Genomic DNA, 17,005 nt, shown 5'->3' with positions numbered 1-17,005 from the left:
CCGGATTACATCTCATCCAGGAAACGTTTTTCAACTTCGTTTGTCCCAAAGCTAAACCTCAGGAAACCAAATACGAGGGAGACGTGCGGGTCTTTCTGGCGGAACCAGGTAGCTGCATCGCGGCTGGCAAAACCGATTTCCCAGGAGACATTGTCTTTATTTACCGGTATAAAGGTTACGCCAATCGGGATATTCCATCCAAAACCGCCGCCATAATTGAATCCCAGAGAAAGCTGAACCCAGTCGAGAGGAAGATAGCGTGTCCCGATGGCATAAAATGGCTCGGTAAGTGCACCCGGCAGATCGTCGTTGAAACCATAAAAGAACTCACCGCCTACGGCAAAATTCTCCAAAGCCTGGTAACTGGCGCCGAACCTGAGATGCATGGGAAGCTGTACCGTTTTGCTTGCCAATCCTTTCCATTTGCCAAGATTGGTGTTATCGGCTATGATACCGCCGCTCTCGTTAAAAATATCATAACTGTTGATGCCGGGGGTTTTGATCTCATAAATGTTGACATTTTCCCCGCCATAAACGTTCCCGTCCCACTTGATGGAACCGATATCATTCAAAGCCAAACCGATTTTGATCTTTTGGATGATCTCAAAGGCAACCCCGATATCCACTCCGAAGCCAAGCCCCGCGGTCTGAAATCCATCTCCGGTTAGCGCAGAAGGAGTTGGCTCATCGTACTTCACCCCGTATTTGTTACTTAAGGCCTGGTAGCCTTCCACGGCTATTGGAGAAACAGAATTATAATTCAGGATGCCATAACCCTGCAACAGCTTAATATCGATACCGGCATAAAACTTGAATTTTTCCTTGTCGATAATATTTCTTCCATAACCCAGGATGTATTCGTTATAAAGGATATGGGAAATATCGGTAGGGTGATACAGTTGTGAAGCAAGTTCCGGATTGGTTGAATAGCCAATGGTATCACCCTGCTGATCCACAGCAAGGGAGTCGAAATAAGGGGCATGATAACCCATGAATAACAATTCTGAAGCAGTCCGGTTCAGCGTACTGTTCCAGAACACGTGATTTCGTATGGTAAAAGCAAACCCTCCTATCCCATCTTTCTGAAAAGAAATGCCAAAGAGGGTCTCCGAAAATTTGATGAGTAGTTTTGTGTCTGTAAAATTAACAATAGCTTCTGTTCTTTCATCTTTGCTGGAAAAGTTCTTGCTGTTTCCGATAAGGTCTTTATAAACATTCTTTTTCTCCAGTGGTTCACTAAAAATAGAAAAACCACCTTCAAAGAAACCCAGGTTAAAATTATGCTTATTTCGTTTCCATCCAAGGTTGGCCGGGTTAACACCCAGGCACTGGTAATCGGTAAGCGTGGCAACCGACGAACCGGAAGCGGTTGCATTAAAAGCACCGTATTCTATTTGTGCCCCGGCATATTCGGATGCACCCATAAATAATGCCATTAACAATAATGCGAAGATTTTTTTCATGATTCCAGGAATTTAGTTTGCATGATCAAATGTAAGAAAAAATATATGCTGATTTCAAATTTTTATTCAGATAACTTGACTGAGGTGTTGCATTAAATTCCGTTTGCTGTATTAATATACCCAATAGCAATACTTTAATACTAAACTTCACTTACTTCCAATACCGTCCCGTGTATAGAATGAAAAATCACACTATAATGAATGACAGTTTTATTGTACATTAGCGTAACAAAATTTTATATATGCAAAAAACAATCCTCCTGTTATGCCTGGTTTTCCTGGTCCCTGACCTTTTCAGCCAGGAAATAAGCACAGAAACAGACAGCACAATCCTGGCCACTGACGACCAGATGGCGGAGTTAAAATACAATGAAAGCATTGAACTTTACAGGGAAGGTTTATTGGATTCTGCCATGCACCGCCTTAATGATGCCTTACAGCGAAAGCCGGATTTCTATCAGGCTCTTTATAACCGTGCTCAGATAAGACATGAGTTGAATGATTATGCCGGAGCGATGGAAGATTATAACAGCGCTATCGATAAGCAACCCACAGGCAAAGTGTATTTCGGGAGGGGGTTGAGCCGGCTTTACCTGGGTGATCTGAACGGATCCATCGAAGATTTTACACAAGCCATAAGCCTGAATCCGAATTTCCCCGAAGCCTACTATTACCGCGGCGGAGCCCGGTTCAAGCTGGATGAATACCAGAATGCCAAAGACGACTATACCCGTGCCATCAGCCTGAAAAGCAATTACGCCTATGCATACCAGGACAGGGGCAGTGCAAACTGGATGCTTGGTAAACCAAAAGAGGCTCTGGAAGACTATTACAAAGCGACCCTGTTTGACCCGACCCTTGCCTTTGCCTTTAACAATATGGGGTTAATCAGAAAAGAACTGAAGGAATATGAAGAAGCCGTTACGGATTTCACAGCCGCGGTTAAAATAAATCCTGAATACTATTATGCTTACAATAACCGTGGGACAGCATTATACGAACTTGGCAAATATGATGAAGCCCTGAAAGACTACAACCAGGCCCTCAGCCTGAACCCCAAATATCTGCCGGCACTGAATAACCGTGGCAATGCCTGGTTCAAACTCAAGGAATACCGTAAAGCCATTGCCGATTACGATGAAATATTAAAAGTCAGCCAGGATGACGGCGAAATCTACCTTAACCGGGGCATAGCCAGGGAAATGCTCAGAGACGACAAAGGGGCATGCCGCGATTGGGATAAAGCCCTTTCGCTCGGAGTGGAAATTGCCGGTGAATATTTAAAAACCTGTGAAAAATAACGATATGAATATCCATCTTTATAAAATAATTGCCTTCCTGGTAGCATTATTAATAGGCCTCAGCTCCGCAGGCCAGGTCAATGTTACTTTTGAAAAAGAAAACTTCCCCGAAGAGAAGCAGAAAGAGCTTAAGGAAATCGTGAAATCGCTGAAAGATGCCCAGAAACTCCTGGAAGAAGATCCTCCGCGCTATTCGGAAGCTTTGGAGATCTACCTGAAAGCCAATCAGCTCAATCCCGATAATGATATTGTTAACTATTACACCGGACTGTGTTATCTGCATACCATTCAAAAGACGAAAGCCATACCCTTCCTGGAAAAATCACTGAAGCTGAATGAAAAGGCCATGCCCGATACACGCTATTACCTCGCAAGAGCTTATCATCTGAATTATGAGTTCGATAAAGCCATTGAAAGCTATACGCTTTACCGTCACTCTCTTACACCCTTCCAGCTCACGGAACAAGGTTCCATACTGGAGAAACGGATCAAGGAATGTGAAGATGGAAAAGAATTGGTAAAGGATCCTATTCGTGTATTCATTGATAATCTGGGCAATAACATCAACACAAAATTTCCCGAGTATAACCCGGTGATCAGTGCCGATGAATCGGTGCTTATGTTCACATCGTGCAGGGATAATACCACCGGTGGTAAAATAGATCCCGTGTATGGGGAATACTACGAAGACATTTACATTTCCAGGAAAGATGGCGACATCTGGTCGCAGCCTGAAAATCCTGGCAAGCCTTTCAATCAGGACAGCCATGACGCCATTGTGGGATTATCCCCCGACGCGGCAAATGTATTAATTTACAAAGGGGATGAAAGCGGAGGCGATATTTACGTTTGCCGCATCGTTGAAGGCGAATGGGAAAACCCCAAAAGCCTGCCCAAAGAGATCAACACAAAATACCAGGAGACTTCAGCCACTTTCTCACCCGACATGCAGGGGCTTTACTTTGTGAGTGACCGTGAAGGAGGATACGGAGGCAGCGATATTTATTACTGCAAAGTCGGTCCAAAATCTGCTGATGGAAAGTTCTATTTTGAAGATGCTGTCAACCTCGGCTCAGCTATAAATACTCCTTATGATGAAGAAGGGGTTTTCATGCAGGCAGACGGAATAACATTGTATTTCAGCTCCCGTGGGCATAAGACATTGGGTGGTTTCGATATATTTAAAACAACCCTCGAAAACGGGCAGTGGACCGAACCCGTGAACCTCGGGTATCCCGTGAACACTACCGACGACGATGTTTTCTTTTCCGTAAACCTTACCGGTAAACATGGTTACTATTCCACCTTTGAACAGGAAGGGTTCGGAAAACGGGATCTTTACAGGGTCACATTCCTGGGACCTGAAAAACTCATGCCTCATAAATCGGAATACGAACTACTGGCTTTTGAAGTCAAGCCCGTAAACGAAACATCCCTTGAAAAGGAGGTTGAGATAAAAGCATTTGCCCTTGTAGCTATAAAAGGTAAAATCATGGATATGGTGACTCAGGGCCCCCTTGGGGTTATGATGGAAATTTACGATAATGAAAACCATCAGATGATCGCCAGCTTTGTTTCCGATGAAAGAACAGGAGAATATTTTATTTCCCTTCCCTCAGGGAAAAGCTACGGATTTGCCGTTAAAGCCAGGGATTACCTGTTTCACTCCGAAAACATTGAAATCCCACCGGCAGTTGTTCCGGGAGAAATGGAAAAAGATATTATGCTGAAAAAGGTTGAAGTGGGCAGTAAGATCGTTCTGAAAAATATCTTTTTTGAGTTTAACAAAGCAACTCTGAAGCCTGAATCCATTCCCGAGCTGGAAAGACTGATCAAGCTGCTTAATGACGTACCTTCCTTGAAAATTGAAATCTCGGGGCATACTGACAACGTCGGCTCGGAGCTATATAACCAGGATCTTTCCGAAAAACGCGCACAGGCAGTAGTGGAATACCTTGTCGACAAGGGTGTTGAACAGGACAGGCTGACATATAAAGGTTATGGTTTTGCCCAACCCATCGCAGGAAACGATACCGAAGAAGGCAGAGCCATGAACCGGAGGACGGAGTTTAAGGTGATCAGTAAATAATATTATTCAAACAGGAGAATTCTAATATCTGTATCTTTTTTCATCGTTAACCATCCACCGGGCATCCAGGTTAATCATTTCGCCGACGGATATTTGCCTTGTTTTTGCTTTGCTAACGGCCATTCTATACAATCCAGACTGATATTTTATCAGTTTCAGGGATAGGGAAAAACGGTCACGGTCGAGATAGTCCAGATAACTACCATGAACCTCGTTGATTGTGCCTTGCTTATTTAACAATGCTTTAATCCTGTCAAAACGCTGAGAATTTTCGGGAAAAATCAAAGGTAAATGATCAACATACAGATCCCTGTAATATTTAACCTTATCGCTACTATCCTCCATGACCATCCTGTTATACAGTTCATCTATAATTCCGAAAGGAAATTTCCAGAGGTTTGCATCGGTAGCTATAATGAGAATAATATCATATTTAGCGATTTCTTTCATCGTATCATAATCCTTCAAATTATTTGAAGAATCAGGAGGTCGAGGATAAATAGTCCTGTTATAATACCAAAACTGATAATTATCGAAATAAGCTTCAGGGAAACCGGCTCTGATCAGGTTAATAAAATAACTGTCACCAATAACAAGAACATCGGGCCTAAGCGAGTCCTCGATATCCGGATAATCTATATCTACAATTGCGAGATCAGGTTGATTTATATACGACAAAATATTCAGTCCAACTCCAATGTCGTAATCAAAACCGGTATATTTTAATGAATCGTTTACGGGTTGAGCATGATATTCAAACTTAGGCAGCCTTAGGCCGTAATGGCTGTTTAAATACCCGACGAGACTATCGGAAACCAGCGCGGCACCATATGTGCTCCAATGAATCCCTGCTTTGGGGAATAATGCGTATGGTGACTCGCTTTTAATCCGGGTAAAATAATCTTTGAAATCCAGGAGAGGAACATCAAATTCATTAAGGCACCTTACATAATAAGCATAATTTGTTGTGTCATCAGTATCACCCAGAAACTTTTCCGGAATATACTCAGGATAAAAGCTTCCTTTCCCGGGAGCAAAAAGGATCAATAAATCTTTTCCGGTTTCGTGAAGTTTATCCTTTACTAACTGTATTTTGTGACTCTGATCAACTATTCTGTGCGTGCCTGAGAAATCCGTTCCATTATATGCGTTGATATATGAGTTCTCATATAAATAATTATCCTTACCTACAACAACACCCACTGTGTGGACTTCTTTAAACAAAGAAAAATCCAATTGATATAATATTCTTATAAGGTAATTCCTGAATCCTACATTTTCTTCCAGTCGGGAATTAAAATCATTTTGAAATCCACCAGAAAACCATTCCTGCCAGTTAAGTTTTTCTAAGGTCGGCTTAGGAGGAAGTGTAAAGGATCCATGTAAGGGTTTAATAGCAACGATTCCAAAAATCTGCTGCAATGCAGGGGAAATCAAAACGAAAAGAATTAAAACAAACAATGCTTTTTTAATCATCTTTTCCCCTTTAAAGATTCATAATCAACGTGGAATGAATGGGTAAATAAAACATTAAAATGTCAGTTTCTAATGAGATGTAAAAGTAAAAAATATAATGAGTTTCGGGAGCGATTAATATCCATTCACAGGTTCCATGGTGCAGGTTGCAAGCGACAGGATTCAGGATTCAGGTTACAGGTTACAGGTAACAGGCTGCAACCTGCAACTTGAACCCTGAAACCTGTAACTATTTGCTACCATATCCCGAAAATCAATAGATATTTCGCCTTTTCATTGTCGGGAAATTTGTATTTTGAGCCCCTAAAGCTGAAGAAAAGGTAATTCACGAACAACAATAAGATAACAATCTGAAAACTTGCAATTAAGACTATTCTAAAATTTTAATCATGCGTCAACAAATTTTCGTCGGAAGGGAGAACGAGATACAAATCCTCGAAACCGCCCTGCAGGAAACCCTCAACAATCTTGGAAAGATCATCCTGGTTTCAGGAAATCCCGGTTCGGGAAAATCGACATTGGTGAGAAAATTCCTGGAAAAGCACAGGGAAGATTGTTTCGTTGCCCAAAGCGAATGTACTGCCGACGACGGCATCCATAACGCCTATGCTCCTTTCAACCATGCGGTGGAACTGATTGAAAAGCAGATAAAAGCCGGTGAGAAGGAAAAGCGCAATCAGCCTGGTGATAAGATGAAACGCATTTTCAAGATTTTCGGAAACGTAGCAGAAAAAGGCATTGAATCAAATGCCTTTGCCGCCATGGGTTTGGAGCTCATCAAAGGGGTTAAAACCCATTTCGTCGACAAAGAGGAAGAGGAAACCCGAAAACCCGACGAGAAGCAACGTGCATTGGAATTCCAGTTAAGGGAGCTGGCGGAGATCAAGCCTGTCATCCTGTTTATTGACGACCTTCAATGGGCCGACAAATCAAGTATAGATTTCATTTTTGCCCTGGGCCGGTCACTTAAGAATGTCCCCTTCCCCATTATGCTGATTGGTACGTACCGGCCTCATGAGGTAACGGAAAGAAATATCATTAACCAGGACGGGAGCAACGAGGTCATACAGCACCCATTTACGGCCATGCTTTCGAGGTTAATGCGTATCAACACGAAAGACGACAGTGAGCGCGAAGATACCTGGCTGATCCGGATTGATGTTCCCTCTTTCAGTGACGGGGAGATCCAGGATCTGATCACGCAAAAGTTCCCTCAGAATGATTTTCCTGAAGACCTGGCTTTATCATTATTCAACTATACAAAAGGAAGAGCCCTGTTTGTCAGTGAGATATTGGATTCACTCAAGGAAAACGGCGGCATCTACGCCGATCCCAATGGGGTGTTTCACCTGAAAAGCGATGCTCTCGATAATATCCCTGAAACCACTACTGAGGTAATCAAGGAAAGGCTTAACCTTCTGGGTGAAAATCTTCGGAAGATCATGAATTATGCCGCTGTGAACGGTGAAGACTTTTACCTGCAGGTGATCCAGAAACTCCTGGGAATAGAGGATGAGCTTGAACTGGTGGAAAGCCTGAAAAAACTTAGTAAAGATAAAGGGTTGATCATCGACAACGAGGAAACCCTGAGCATCGATGAAGTTTTCCTGGATATTTACCATTTCACGCATACCTTACAGCACAAATACATTTACGACCAGCTCAGCAATAAGGAAAAACGAATTCTCCACCGGAAAGTGGCAGAAGCTTTCAAGAATATCTTTGGCGACAGGATGGATCAATATCCTGATATCAAAGCCCAATATCATAAGCATTCCAAATATGCCAGCGGGTTGATCGACCCGACTACCCTGAAATTCTCAAAGAAAGAAGTGGATAACAGTCAGGAAGCAAAGGAAATCCTGGAAAATGCAGGGTTTGAGCTGGAAAAAGGATGGGAAGGTTACAACCAGGGAACGATGGCAGAATGTCAGTCTCATGCCGACCAGGCCCTGGCCTTCCTGAGCCAGATAAAAGTCCTGGATGAAGAAGGCCACCAGAAAAAGTCAGAGTGTTACACACTGAAGATCACTGCCTTCGACTGGGAAAACCGCTTCCCTGAATCCCTTGATACTGCCCGGAAAATGCTTGAAGAAGCAAAGCTCTCCGGTATCGACTCCCTGATCTTCGATGGTATGTTCTACCTTGCCATGGCATATGAGAATTTGTTCCAGCATGAAGAAGCCATGGCTCAATACCGGGAAACCATGGAGTTTGCCAACGGAAAAGAAGGTATCGGCAATCATGTACTGGCCCTCATCCGTTTCGGAAATTACCTCGCAGGGCAGGGTAAACCGGAGGATGCAGAAAATGCCTTTGATCTGGCAATAGAAATAGCGCAGCGGGATGATAACAACTCCATGCTTTCCTATGCATACAGTCTGAAAGCTTCCTTTATCGGTGATACCGGCGATTACCGCAGGGCAGTCACCCTGTACAATAAAGCAATTGCCATTGCAGAACTCGTTGATGACCAAACCGCCATTGCTTCGCATTATGAAGGCATTGCCTCCTTGTATAAAGATTTCGGGGAATATGAAAATGCCCATCATTATTACGGGAAATCACTGGATCTGAACCGCGAATATGCTTCAGAATCGAGCATTGCCCATAGCCTTAACATGTACGGCAACAATTACAGCGCCATGGGTGAGTTCGATCTTGCCATCGAATATTTTGAGCAGGCCCTTGAAATCAACAGCAAGTTTAATTACCTCGGACGAATAGCCACCAATCTCTGCAATCTCGGGGCTAACCATCTTTACCGCGGTGAAAAAGAACTGGCTCTGGATTACCTCCAGAAATGCCTTGAGATCGATTCCCGTTTTGATGATGTATTCAACACAAGTATCGACTATTTATACATCGGTCAATATTTCCACCTCACAGGTGAAATGGGTAAGGCACATACCAGTTTTGACAAGGCAATTGAAGGATTCATCAAAACAGAAAGCAATCTTTGGTTAGGCAAAGCATATGTGTTAAAAGGTAATCTCTTCCTGGATGAAAACAAAACCGGGGAGGCTGCCGCGGAATATTTCAAGGCCCTGGAATACTATCACAAAATGAACAATGATTTCAGGATTACGCAGACATATTTCTCCATTGGAATAGCCAATTATCTTGGCGGGCAATATTATCCTGCGCTGACCTTTTTCCGTAAAGCCCTTGCCAGGTATGAAAGTTCACGTGATTACCGTGAAATGATGAGGTGCATGCACATGGCGGGCATCATACACATTCTCCTGGAAGAATACGACAATGCCGCCCGATATCTTGAAAAAGCAGCAGACCTGTTCAAACACGAATACCTCAGCTATTTCTCCAAACGTATGATCCTGGAAACCAGTCCGGGAACACGCCGTATCCTGCTTGAAAACTACCAGAACCTGGCCAAAATGCTGATCGAGATCAACGAATCTTATGCCATCCAGCATTACAGCATTGCCCTGACCATAAACGGCCACGCCGGCACAACAGAAAATGAAGTGGTTCTCCGCGATTCCCTGACCAAACTGTACGCCAGGCAATCCCTTTTCGGACAAGCCATAGAACAACTGGAACTTGCAATTCCCCTGATAAACGATAAGAACAGCAAAGCAATCAAAGAACTCGAATTATTTGAACTAAGGGAAAAAATTAAAAATCCAACCCAGGAAATGAAACAAGCCAGGGCTTCTTTATTAGATAAATACCTGAATGAGGCCAGGATGTACCATAGCCAGGGAGATTACAGCGAAGCCCTTTGGTATTATGAACTTGCCATGGACCTGGCAAGCAATCCGGTACAAGAATCGTTTCAGTCCGACATCCTTTATAATATGGGAGATTGTCAAACCCAGACAGGTAACCATGACCAGGCTATTGAACTATTCAATAAGGCGGCGATGATACTGCGAAAAACCGGAAATAATGAAAAACTGGGAGATATCTTTCATGAGATGGGCAGTATATCCATGTCGCCCGGTAAATACGAACATGCCCTGGAGTATTTCCTGCAGGCAACGGATGAGTTTAAAACGCAGGAGAAATGGAAAGAAGCAGCCCGTGATTATAATTATGCAGGACGTTGTTTCCAGGAGATGGAGAAACCCGATAAAGCCATAGTGTACTTCACCAAAGCCATTGAAATTGCTGAGAAACATGATATTCAGGATAACCTTTCCATCTATTACAACAATATTGGAGCTTCTTACAGCTTCAACGAACAGGAAGATAAAGCAGCAGAGTATTACCTGAAAGGGTTCCATACCGCCAGAGATAACGGGGATATCTCCAACATGGCTTTTTGTGCAGGAAATCTGGGAAGGATATATGGAAGAATGGAAAGGACTGAGGAGTCCGGCGATTATTTCAGGAAATCGTGGGAGTTATACCAGGAACTTGGCGCTGAAGCACTTTCGCAAGGCTATTTGTCGGATGCGGATTATTATCTCGAGCAAGCCTGGGAAATAGCCAATGAAAACTATCTTGATGCTGATTGTAAGATTAAAACCCTTGAATTGCAAGGAGATGTTGAAACCAGGCAACAAAGGAGAAATAAAGCCTTTAACTATTACTACAAGGCTCTCTCCCTGGCTTTAGATAAAGATGATCCTTATCATCAGGCTGTGAACCTAAACAGCCTGGGAGAAATTTACCGTTACGTACCCGACTATCAGGAAGCCTATAATCACTATCATCAGGCTTTGGAAGCTGCCAAGAAAGCACAGGATCAATCATTGATAGCAAGAAGTTACAATAACATAGGCACAATACTGTTCCTGGCCGGACAAAAAGAACAGGCGCTGGAAAGTGCAAAAATCGCGGTAACGATCGCTGAAAACCAGAATGATTACGGTGTTGCCGGAGATTACCTGGCCAACCTGGGAGTATTATACCAGGAACTGGATAATATTCCGGAAGCTTTGGTTTATTATAAAGAAGCCGGAAAAGCTTACGACCGATGCAGTGATGATTATTCACGAAAACTGGCTGAAATATATTCCACATTGGGATTTCTTCTCAGGAATTCAGGCCAGATGGAAGAAGCGCTCGACTATTACAGGAAATCGCTCGACATCCATGTTAAGGCAAACAATCTGCACAGCCAGTCAACCGATTATTATCACATGGGGCAACTACAGCAGATCATGGGATTCTACGATGATGCCATTGAATATTACCGGCAAGGCTTATCTATTGATGAAGAGTTGGGTAACCGGAATGAAATGGTCGATAAATTCAACAATATCGGAGCAGCTTATTACAGCAAAAGGGATTACGACCAGGCCATCGAATATTATATGAAAGCAGTTGAAATCGATGAGGAAATCTATGACCGCGCTCAGCAATCCTTCCATCAGAAAAACATTGCCCAGGCTTATCAGGCAAAAGGTGATTACGACATGGCCCTGAAGCATTTTTATCAGGCCCTGATCCTTGATGAAAGTTTGGATGATGCCTTATCGATGTCGGACCGTTATAGCTCCATCAGCTATGTGTACCAGTTAAAGGAAGACTATGAAAATGCAATAAATTCTATCCATCAGGCAATTGAAATGGACGAGCTTACCGGTGATAAAACCCGTTTGACAGGCCATTTGAACGACCTCGGGGTCATTTATCAGGCTATGGGAAAGTACGAGGACGCCCTTGAAAACTATAAGAAATCACTCGACTTGCTTTCGGATTCGGATGATGTGTATAAAAAAGCGCTGAGAATGGGAAATATTGCCAAATCGCTTGCAGCACTGAAGCGCAATGAATCAGCAGGATTAAGGTTTGATGATGCTATTGAATCCTTCCTGAAAATAAATGCCGTGGAAGAAGCAGCAGACCTGAGCCGCGATGCCGGGGTAATCTTAGGCAATGCAGAAGAATACGCATTTTCTGAGCATTATTTCGAGAAATCCATAAAGTTGTTCAACCAGTTGGAAAAAATCCTGGATGTAGCCTATGCAAAAGAAAAAATGTCTGATATGCTCTACAGGCAAAACAACCTGGAAAAATCCATGACTGCCATTTCAGAAGCAAGAAACAGCTACCTCCAAAACCTGGGAGCAGAACATATGCGAAGCATAGAATCAACAGTTAAGATGGTTAATATCCTCTATGCATCAGGTAGATTAAGGGAAGCATACGATATGCTCAGTCAGGAGATACCAGTCATCGCCGGCACCCTGGGAGATGATCATGAATATACCATTTCCTGCAGGGAAGACCTGAAAAAAATAGAGGATGCACTGTGAGAGTAATTATTAGCAAAATCAAGTATTTTAAAAAAGTCAATACGTAATTTTACCCATATTTAGTTATTAACATTTTGTTAACACTTATAGTCCGATGGTATAATAACCTCTGAAATCACTCAAATAGAGTAATTTCACCCATTGACACCTCTTTTATTCCGGCTTAACTTCACCACTGATTTTGCAGTATGCAAAGTGTTATAGTATTGTCTTATAAATTATAGTTGACCAATTATTTAACCCAAATCTAAAATTTGTGAAGGGCGTAGCAGTATATACAATTCTTCTCATAATTATTGTATCACTTACCGGGTGTAAAAAAAACCAGGAAGAGGAGCAACCCAAAGAAATTGAGATATCCTTCACCGGAATAAAGATCGACCAGCTCGCTCAGAAAGAATACAACTCCCTTTGTTATATAGAAACGGCCGATTACGCCAAGGCCATCATCAACGGAACATCTTATTATCCCGAAGTCTTTTACCTTAATATTAATGGTGTAACCAGGACCTATACCCAATCCATCAAATTACCCTACGACCCTAATTCAAGCAATCTCTTTACGGTAGAACAATTCCACCTGATGGATGACCAGCAGACACCCAATGACAAGAGCGACGATGTTATCATTGCCTCCATACCGACCGTTGGCAGCGATTTTGCCATGTATGTCAGTACTCCTGTTAACTTCAGCATTCGGGTTGAGGAATTTAAGAAGCTTGAGATCCCGGTGCAGGTTTTATGCTTTGAGCCGGATCAATGGGAAAGTTTCGGATTCGACTGGTTTGCCATTGAGGAGATCGCCATCCTGGAGCAGTGTTTCTTTGGTGACCTTTGCGTTCAAAATCCCAATGATTATATCGGTTCGCTTTACGAACAACAATCAGGTCCACTGCAAATGGACATGCCGGCCATATTTAAGGTAGAAGTATACCGTAACGGCGAATTCGAGGGCGAGTTTTCCAATGAATCCTGGCTGGGTGAAGGACAACCCTTGTGCATAACATACAAAGATTACCTGCATAATCCTGACCTGTTCGAGTTCCTGTTGTATGTGCTTGTTAAAACAGGAAGTGACTTTGATTACCGTTATTTTCAGTACTGGTCATTCTCCGATAACGAAATGATACCCGACGGCTCAGATGGTGTGGTAGATTTCGTGCTCGGACCCTGTGCTACCGATGCCGACTTTTTCCTGCCATCCTATATGAATATACCATATACAGCTTCACTAAAAACAACAAATTATGCTCCGGGAAATCCCGGGGGAGGCTATATAAACTCCAAGCTTTCGGATATTCCCTCAGGATTTGATGTATCTAATGGGAACAACGCCTCCTGGAACCTGGATCATCAACTATCTGTTGCAAATGGTAACGAATACAGCATGGACGTATATAGTTCTTTATATACCTTTTATGGTCCCGATTTCCTGGAAAATGAACAGTGGGATAAAGTGAACTGGATCATGAACCATCTCGACTGGTATCCGGGACATACCTGGGAAGATATACAGGGAGCCTTTTGGCTGCTCGACCTCCAGGAACCCTGGAATGGCAGCGCAACCGGTGGTATACCCGATGTTACCCAACTCCAGTACGCACAACAGATGAAGACCGATGCAGATGCATACGGGACAGGATTTGAACCATCCTGGGGAGAACAGGCTGCTGTTATTTTCACGGAACAGGGAACACCACAGGGAGCAGCACACCCCAATCTTATCATTGTCTTTATTGAAATAACACAATAATAATTCCACCAAACTTATAAATTGAAAATGAATGCAATAACCCTAAATCTTACAAAAATGAAAAACCTGAAACTCCTATGGGTAATACCCATTATGATCACGCTGGTTTTTACCATGTGTAAAAAAGACCAGCAGGAAGAGACCACCCTGCCAACTGAGATCGAAGTAACTTTCGCCGGTGACCAGGTGGATCCTTCAAACTTCAAAAACGACGGCGTGCCGAACTGCAGCATGGAAATCGTCGATTATGCCAAGGTCGTCATCAATGGCGTAGAATACTTCCCCGAAGTATTTTATCTCACCATCAACAATGTTGAGAAACCGTATACACAGTCCATCAAATTACCTTACGATCCCAATGTGACTTACACGGTTACCCAGTTTTTGTTCATGGACGACAACCAGACTCCGAATGACATGAGCGATGATGTTATCATTGCCGCTACACCCGAGGTTGGAAGTACCTTTGCCGGTTACATCAGCAAACCGGTTCCCTTCACCATTGATGTACTCGAATTCCTGAAACTCGAGATCCCGGTTGAAGTGATCTGCTTCCAGCCCGATGTTTACACGAGCTTTGGTTTCGACTGGTTCGTAGTTGATGAAGTTACCATCCGTGAAGAATGTTTCTTTGGTGACCTTTGTGCCAAGAATCCGAATGATTACATCGGATCTCTCTATGAGCAGCAGACTTATGGACTTCAGATCGACATGCCTGCCATCGCAAAAATCGAACTTTACAGGAACGACAACCTTGTTGCTACTTTCGACAATGAAGACATACTTGGCGAAGGACCGCTTTGTGTTACTTATGCCGATTACGATGACCTGGTCGACAAGTTTGACTTCAAACTCTTCATCCTTGTAAGGGATGGCGCAGGCTTCAACTACAAGCCCTTTAAAACCTGGACCATTTACGACGCTCAGGTTATCCCGCAGGGAAGCGACGGCATCGTTGACTTCGTACTGGGTATGTGTGCACCTGATGCAGACTTTATCTTTGCACCCTATATGAACCTTCCTGCAACAGCTACTTACAAAGTAGGCGGACAAACAGCTCCCGGCAGCATGGGAGGATATCTGGATGCTATTCTTACCAATATCCCCGCAGGGTACGAAATTTCAAACGGAACCTATGCTTCATGGTGTTTCGACCACCAGGTAACCATTAATGTTGGCGCTACATACAACATGGATGTTTACAGCTCATTGTATCCGGAACTCATGCCCGCAGTCATCGCAAACGATAACTGGGATATGGCCAACTGGATCATGAACCACCTCGATTGGTATCCGGGTTACACATGGGCCGATATCCAGGGCGCATTCTGGCTGCTCGACGTGCCTCAGTGGAACGGAAGCGCCAGCGGTGGTATGCCCGCACTGTCAACCCTTACCTGGGCTCAGCAGATGTATGACGATGCAGTGGCATACGGTAACGAATACCTTCCGCTACCCGGTGGCTGGGCTGCCGTTATATTCCTGAAACAAGGAACCGGCAACTCACCCGTGATACAGACCGTTTTCATCGTTGTGGATCCGTGATGTAACTATTCAAACTAAGTTTTGATATATATTTAAAACCTGTGCCGAAATAACCCGGTACAGGTTTTTTTCTTATTGCTGTTAGTCATAAAACAATAATTAGTTCCCTGAAACTTTAAAACCTTTACCTTTGCCGTTTGTTAATTATTCAATTTTAATGTTTCACGTTCATGGATAATACCAACAAAATATCCTTCCTGAAGAAATGGTGGACATCGGTTCGCCCTTTCGCATTCCCGGCCTCAACCATGCCGGTTATCTTTGGTACCGTGCTGGCCATTGTTTATGGTGATACCGGCTTCAACCTGCTGAATTTCATACTGGCTTTTGCAGGAATGGTTATTCTTCATAGCGGAGCCAATATTCTCAGCGACATCTATGATTATAAAAAAGGAATAGACAAGCTTCCCAATCCGACCAGCGGAGGCATCGTCAGGGGATTCATCAGCACCAGGGAAGCAACCTGGGCGTCAGTGATCCTTTTATCAGCAGGTACTATCATAGGGCTTGTACTCACCTACCTTACAGGCATCTGGCTGCTGATTATCGGGTTTGCCGGCCTTTTTATCGGTGTTTTTTATACTTCAGGAACCCGTTTTGCACTAAAATACAATGGATTGGGCGACTTTGCCGTGTTCATGAACTTCGGTATACTCGGCGCCCTGGGTGCTTATTATGTCCAGACTACAGAGCTTTCCTGGATACCTGTTTTATGGGCCATACCCATGTCAACCCTGGTCATTGCCATCCTGCATGCCAATAACTGGCGCGATATCAGCTCCGATAAACAAAAGAATATTTTCACCATTGCTTCCCTCCTGGGAGATAAAAAATCTCTCCGGTACTATGGCTTCCTGATCTATGGCCCGTTCTTCATGGTGTTATTGCTCATTTTGGTTCCTTACCTCCTCGTCCCTTCGCTTGATGCCATGCCCTTTACTTTCCTTATCACCCTGCTTGCACTGCCCCTGGCCATCAGCCTCTGGAGAAAAGCCCTGAACAGGAAAAATCCCAAAGAACCCCTTGATTTCATCGCCCTCGACGGAGCTACTGCCAAACTGAATCTGGTATTTGGATCGCTCTGTACACTGGCCCTGTTCGTCCACGCTCTTCTTCAATACCTGGTCTGAACATAGAGACAAAACCCT

The 17,005-nt window shown here is 43.5% G+C and carries 8 protein-coding genes; 6 read left to right on the top strand and 2 right to left on the bottom strand.

Going from position 1 to position 17,005, the window contains the following annotated elements; translation table 11 throughout:
- Nucleotides 1-5 precede the first annotated feature (5 nt).
- Complete coding sequence (locus KKA81_08945; protein MBU2651049.1) at nucleotides 6-1,463, bottom strand: hypothetical protein; 1,458 nt, start codon at nucleotides 1,461-1,463, stop codon at nucleotides 6-8.
- Between the two features lie 242 nt (nucleotides 1,464-1,705).
- On the opposite strand from KKA81_08945, the gene KKA81_08940 reads away from it, so the two are divergent.
- Together KKA81_08940 and KKA81_08935 are read left to right on the top strand one after the other, a co-directional pair.
- Nucleotides 1,706-2,764 carry a tetratricopeptide repeat protein gene (locus KKA81_08940; protein MBU2651048.1) on the top strand — a complete coding sequence of 353 codons (1,059 nt, stop codon included), beginning with the start codon at nucleotides 1,706-1,708 and terminating at the stop codon, nucleotides 2,762-2,764.
- Between the two features lie 4 nt (nucleotides 2,765-2,768).
- Nucleotides 2,769-4,853: an OmpA family protein gene (locus KKA81_08935; GenBank protein ID MBU2651047.1), complete on the top strand. Its 2,085-nt coding sequence runs from the start codon at nucleotides 2,769-2,771 to the stop codon at nucleotides 4,851-4,853.
- A 21-nt stretch (nucleotides 4,854-4,874) separates the two neighbouring features.
- Here the strand turns inward: KKA81_08935 and KKA81_08930 are convergent, their stop codons facing one another.
- Nucleotides 4,875-6,329 (bottom strand): hypothetical protein, encoded by a 1,455-nt coding sequence (locus KKA81_08930; protein MBU2651046.1) that lies wholly within the window; start codon nucleotides 6,327-6,329, stop codon nucleotides 4,875-4,877.
- A gap of 389 nt (nucleotides 6,330-6,718) precedes the next feature.
- On the opposite strand from KKA81_08930, the gene KKA81_08925 reads away from it, so the two are divergent.
- From KKA81_08925 to menA, 4 genes are all read left to right on the top strand, one after another.
- Nucleotides 6,719-12,559, top strand: a complete 5,841-nt coding sequence (locus KKA81_08925; GenBank protein MBU2651045.1) for a tetratricopeptide repeat protein — start codon at nucleotides 6,719-6,721, stop codon at nucleotides 12,557-12,559.
- A gap of 256 nt (nucleotides 12,560-12,815) precedes the next feature.
- On the top strand, nucleotides 12,816-14,312 hold the full coding sequence (locus KKA81_08920; protein ID MBU2651044.1) for a hypothetical protein: 1,497 nt from the start codon (nucleotides 12,816-12,818) through the stop codon (nucleotides 14,310-14,312).
- A 57-nt stretch (nucleotides 14,313-14,369) separates the two neighbouring features.
- Nucleotides 14,370-15,857 carry a hypothetical protein gene (locus KKA81_08915; protein ID MBU2651043.1) on the top strand — a complete coding sequence of 496 codons (1,488 nt, stop codon included), beginning with the start codon at nucleotides 14,370-14,372 and terminating at the stop codon, nucleotides 15,855-15,857.
- A 170-nt stretch (nucleotides 15,858-16,027) separates the two neighbouring features.
- Nucleotides 16,028-16,987: a 1,4-dihydroxy-2-naphthoate octaprenyltransferase gene (menA, locus tag KKA81_08910; protein MBU2651042.1), complete on the top strand. Its 960-nt coding sequence runs from the start codon at nucleotides 16,028-16,030 to the stop codon at nucleotides 16,985-16,987.
- Nucleotides 16,988-17,005 lie beyond the last annotated feature (18 nt).

This window comes from Bacteroidota bacterium, assembly GCA_018831055.1.
GTDB lineage: Bacteria > Bacteroidota > Bacteroidia > Bacteroidales > B18-G4 > M55B132.
Note: the sequence above shows the minus strand (reverse complement) of the source record. Positions and strands in the feature narration are given on the sequence as shown.

Excerpts from the sequence above, each read along its gene's own strand:
- KKA81_08945 (MBU2651049.1), bottom strand. The coding sequence starts at position 1,463 with ATGAAAAAAATCTTCGCATTATTGTTAATGGCATTATTTATGGGTGCA.
- KKA81_08940 (MBU2651048.1), top strand. The coding sequence starts at position 1,706 with ATGCAAAAAACAATCCTCCTGTTATGCCTGGTTTTCCTGGTCCCTGAC.
- KKA81_08935 (MBU2651047.1), top strand. The coding sequence starts at position 2,769 with ATGAATATCCATCTTTATAAAATAATTGCCTTCCTGGTAGCATTATTA.
- KKA81_08930 (MBU2651046.1), bottom strand. The coding sequence starts at position 6,329 with ATGATTAAAAAAGCATTGTTTGTTTTAATTCTTTTCGTTTTGATTTCC.
- KKA81_08925 (MBU2651045.1), top strand. The coding sequence starts at position 6,719 with ATGCGTCAACAAATTTTCGTCGGAAGGGAGAACGAGATACAAATCCTC.
- KKA81_08915 (MBU2651043.1), top strand. The coding sequence starts at position 14,370 with ATGAAAAACCTGAAACTCCTATGGGTAATACCCATTATGATCACGCTG.
- menA (MBU2651042.1), top strand. The coding sequence starts at position 16,028 with ATGGATAATACCAACAAAATATCCTTCCTGAAGAAATGGTGGACATCG.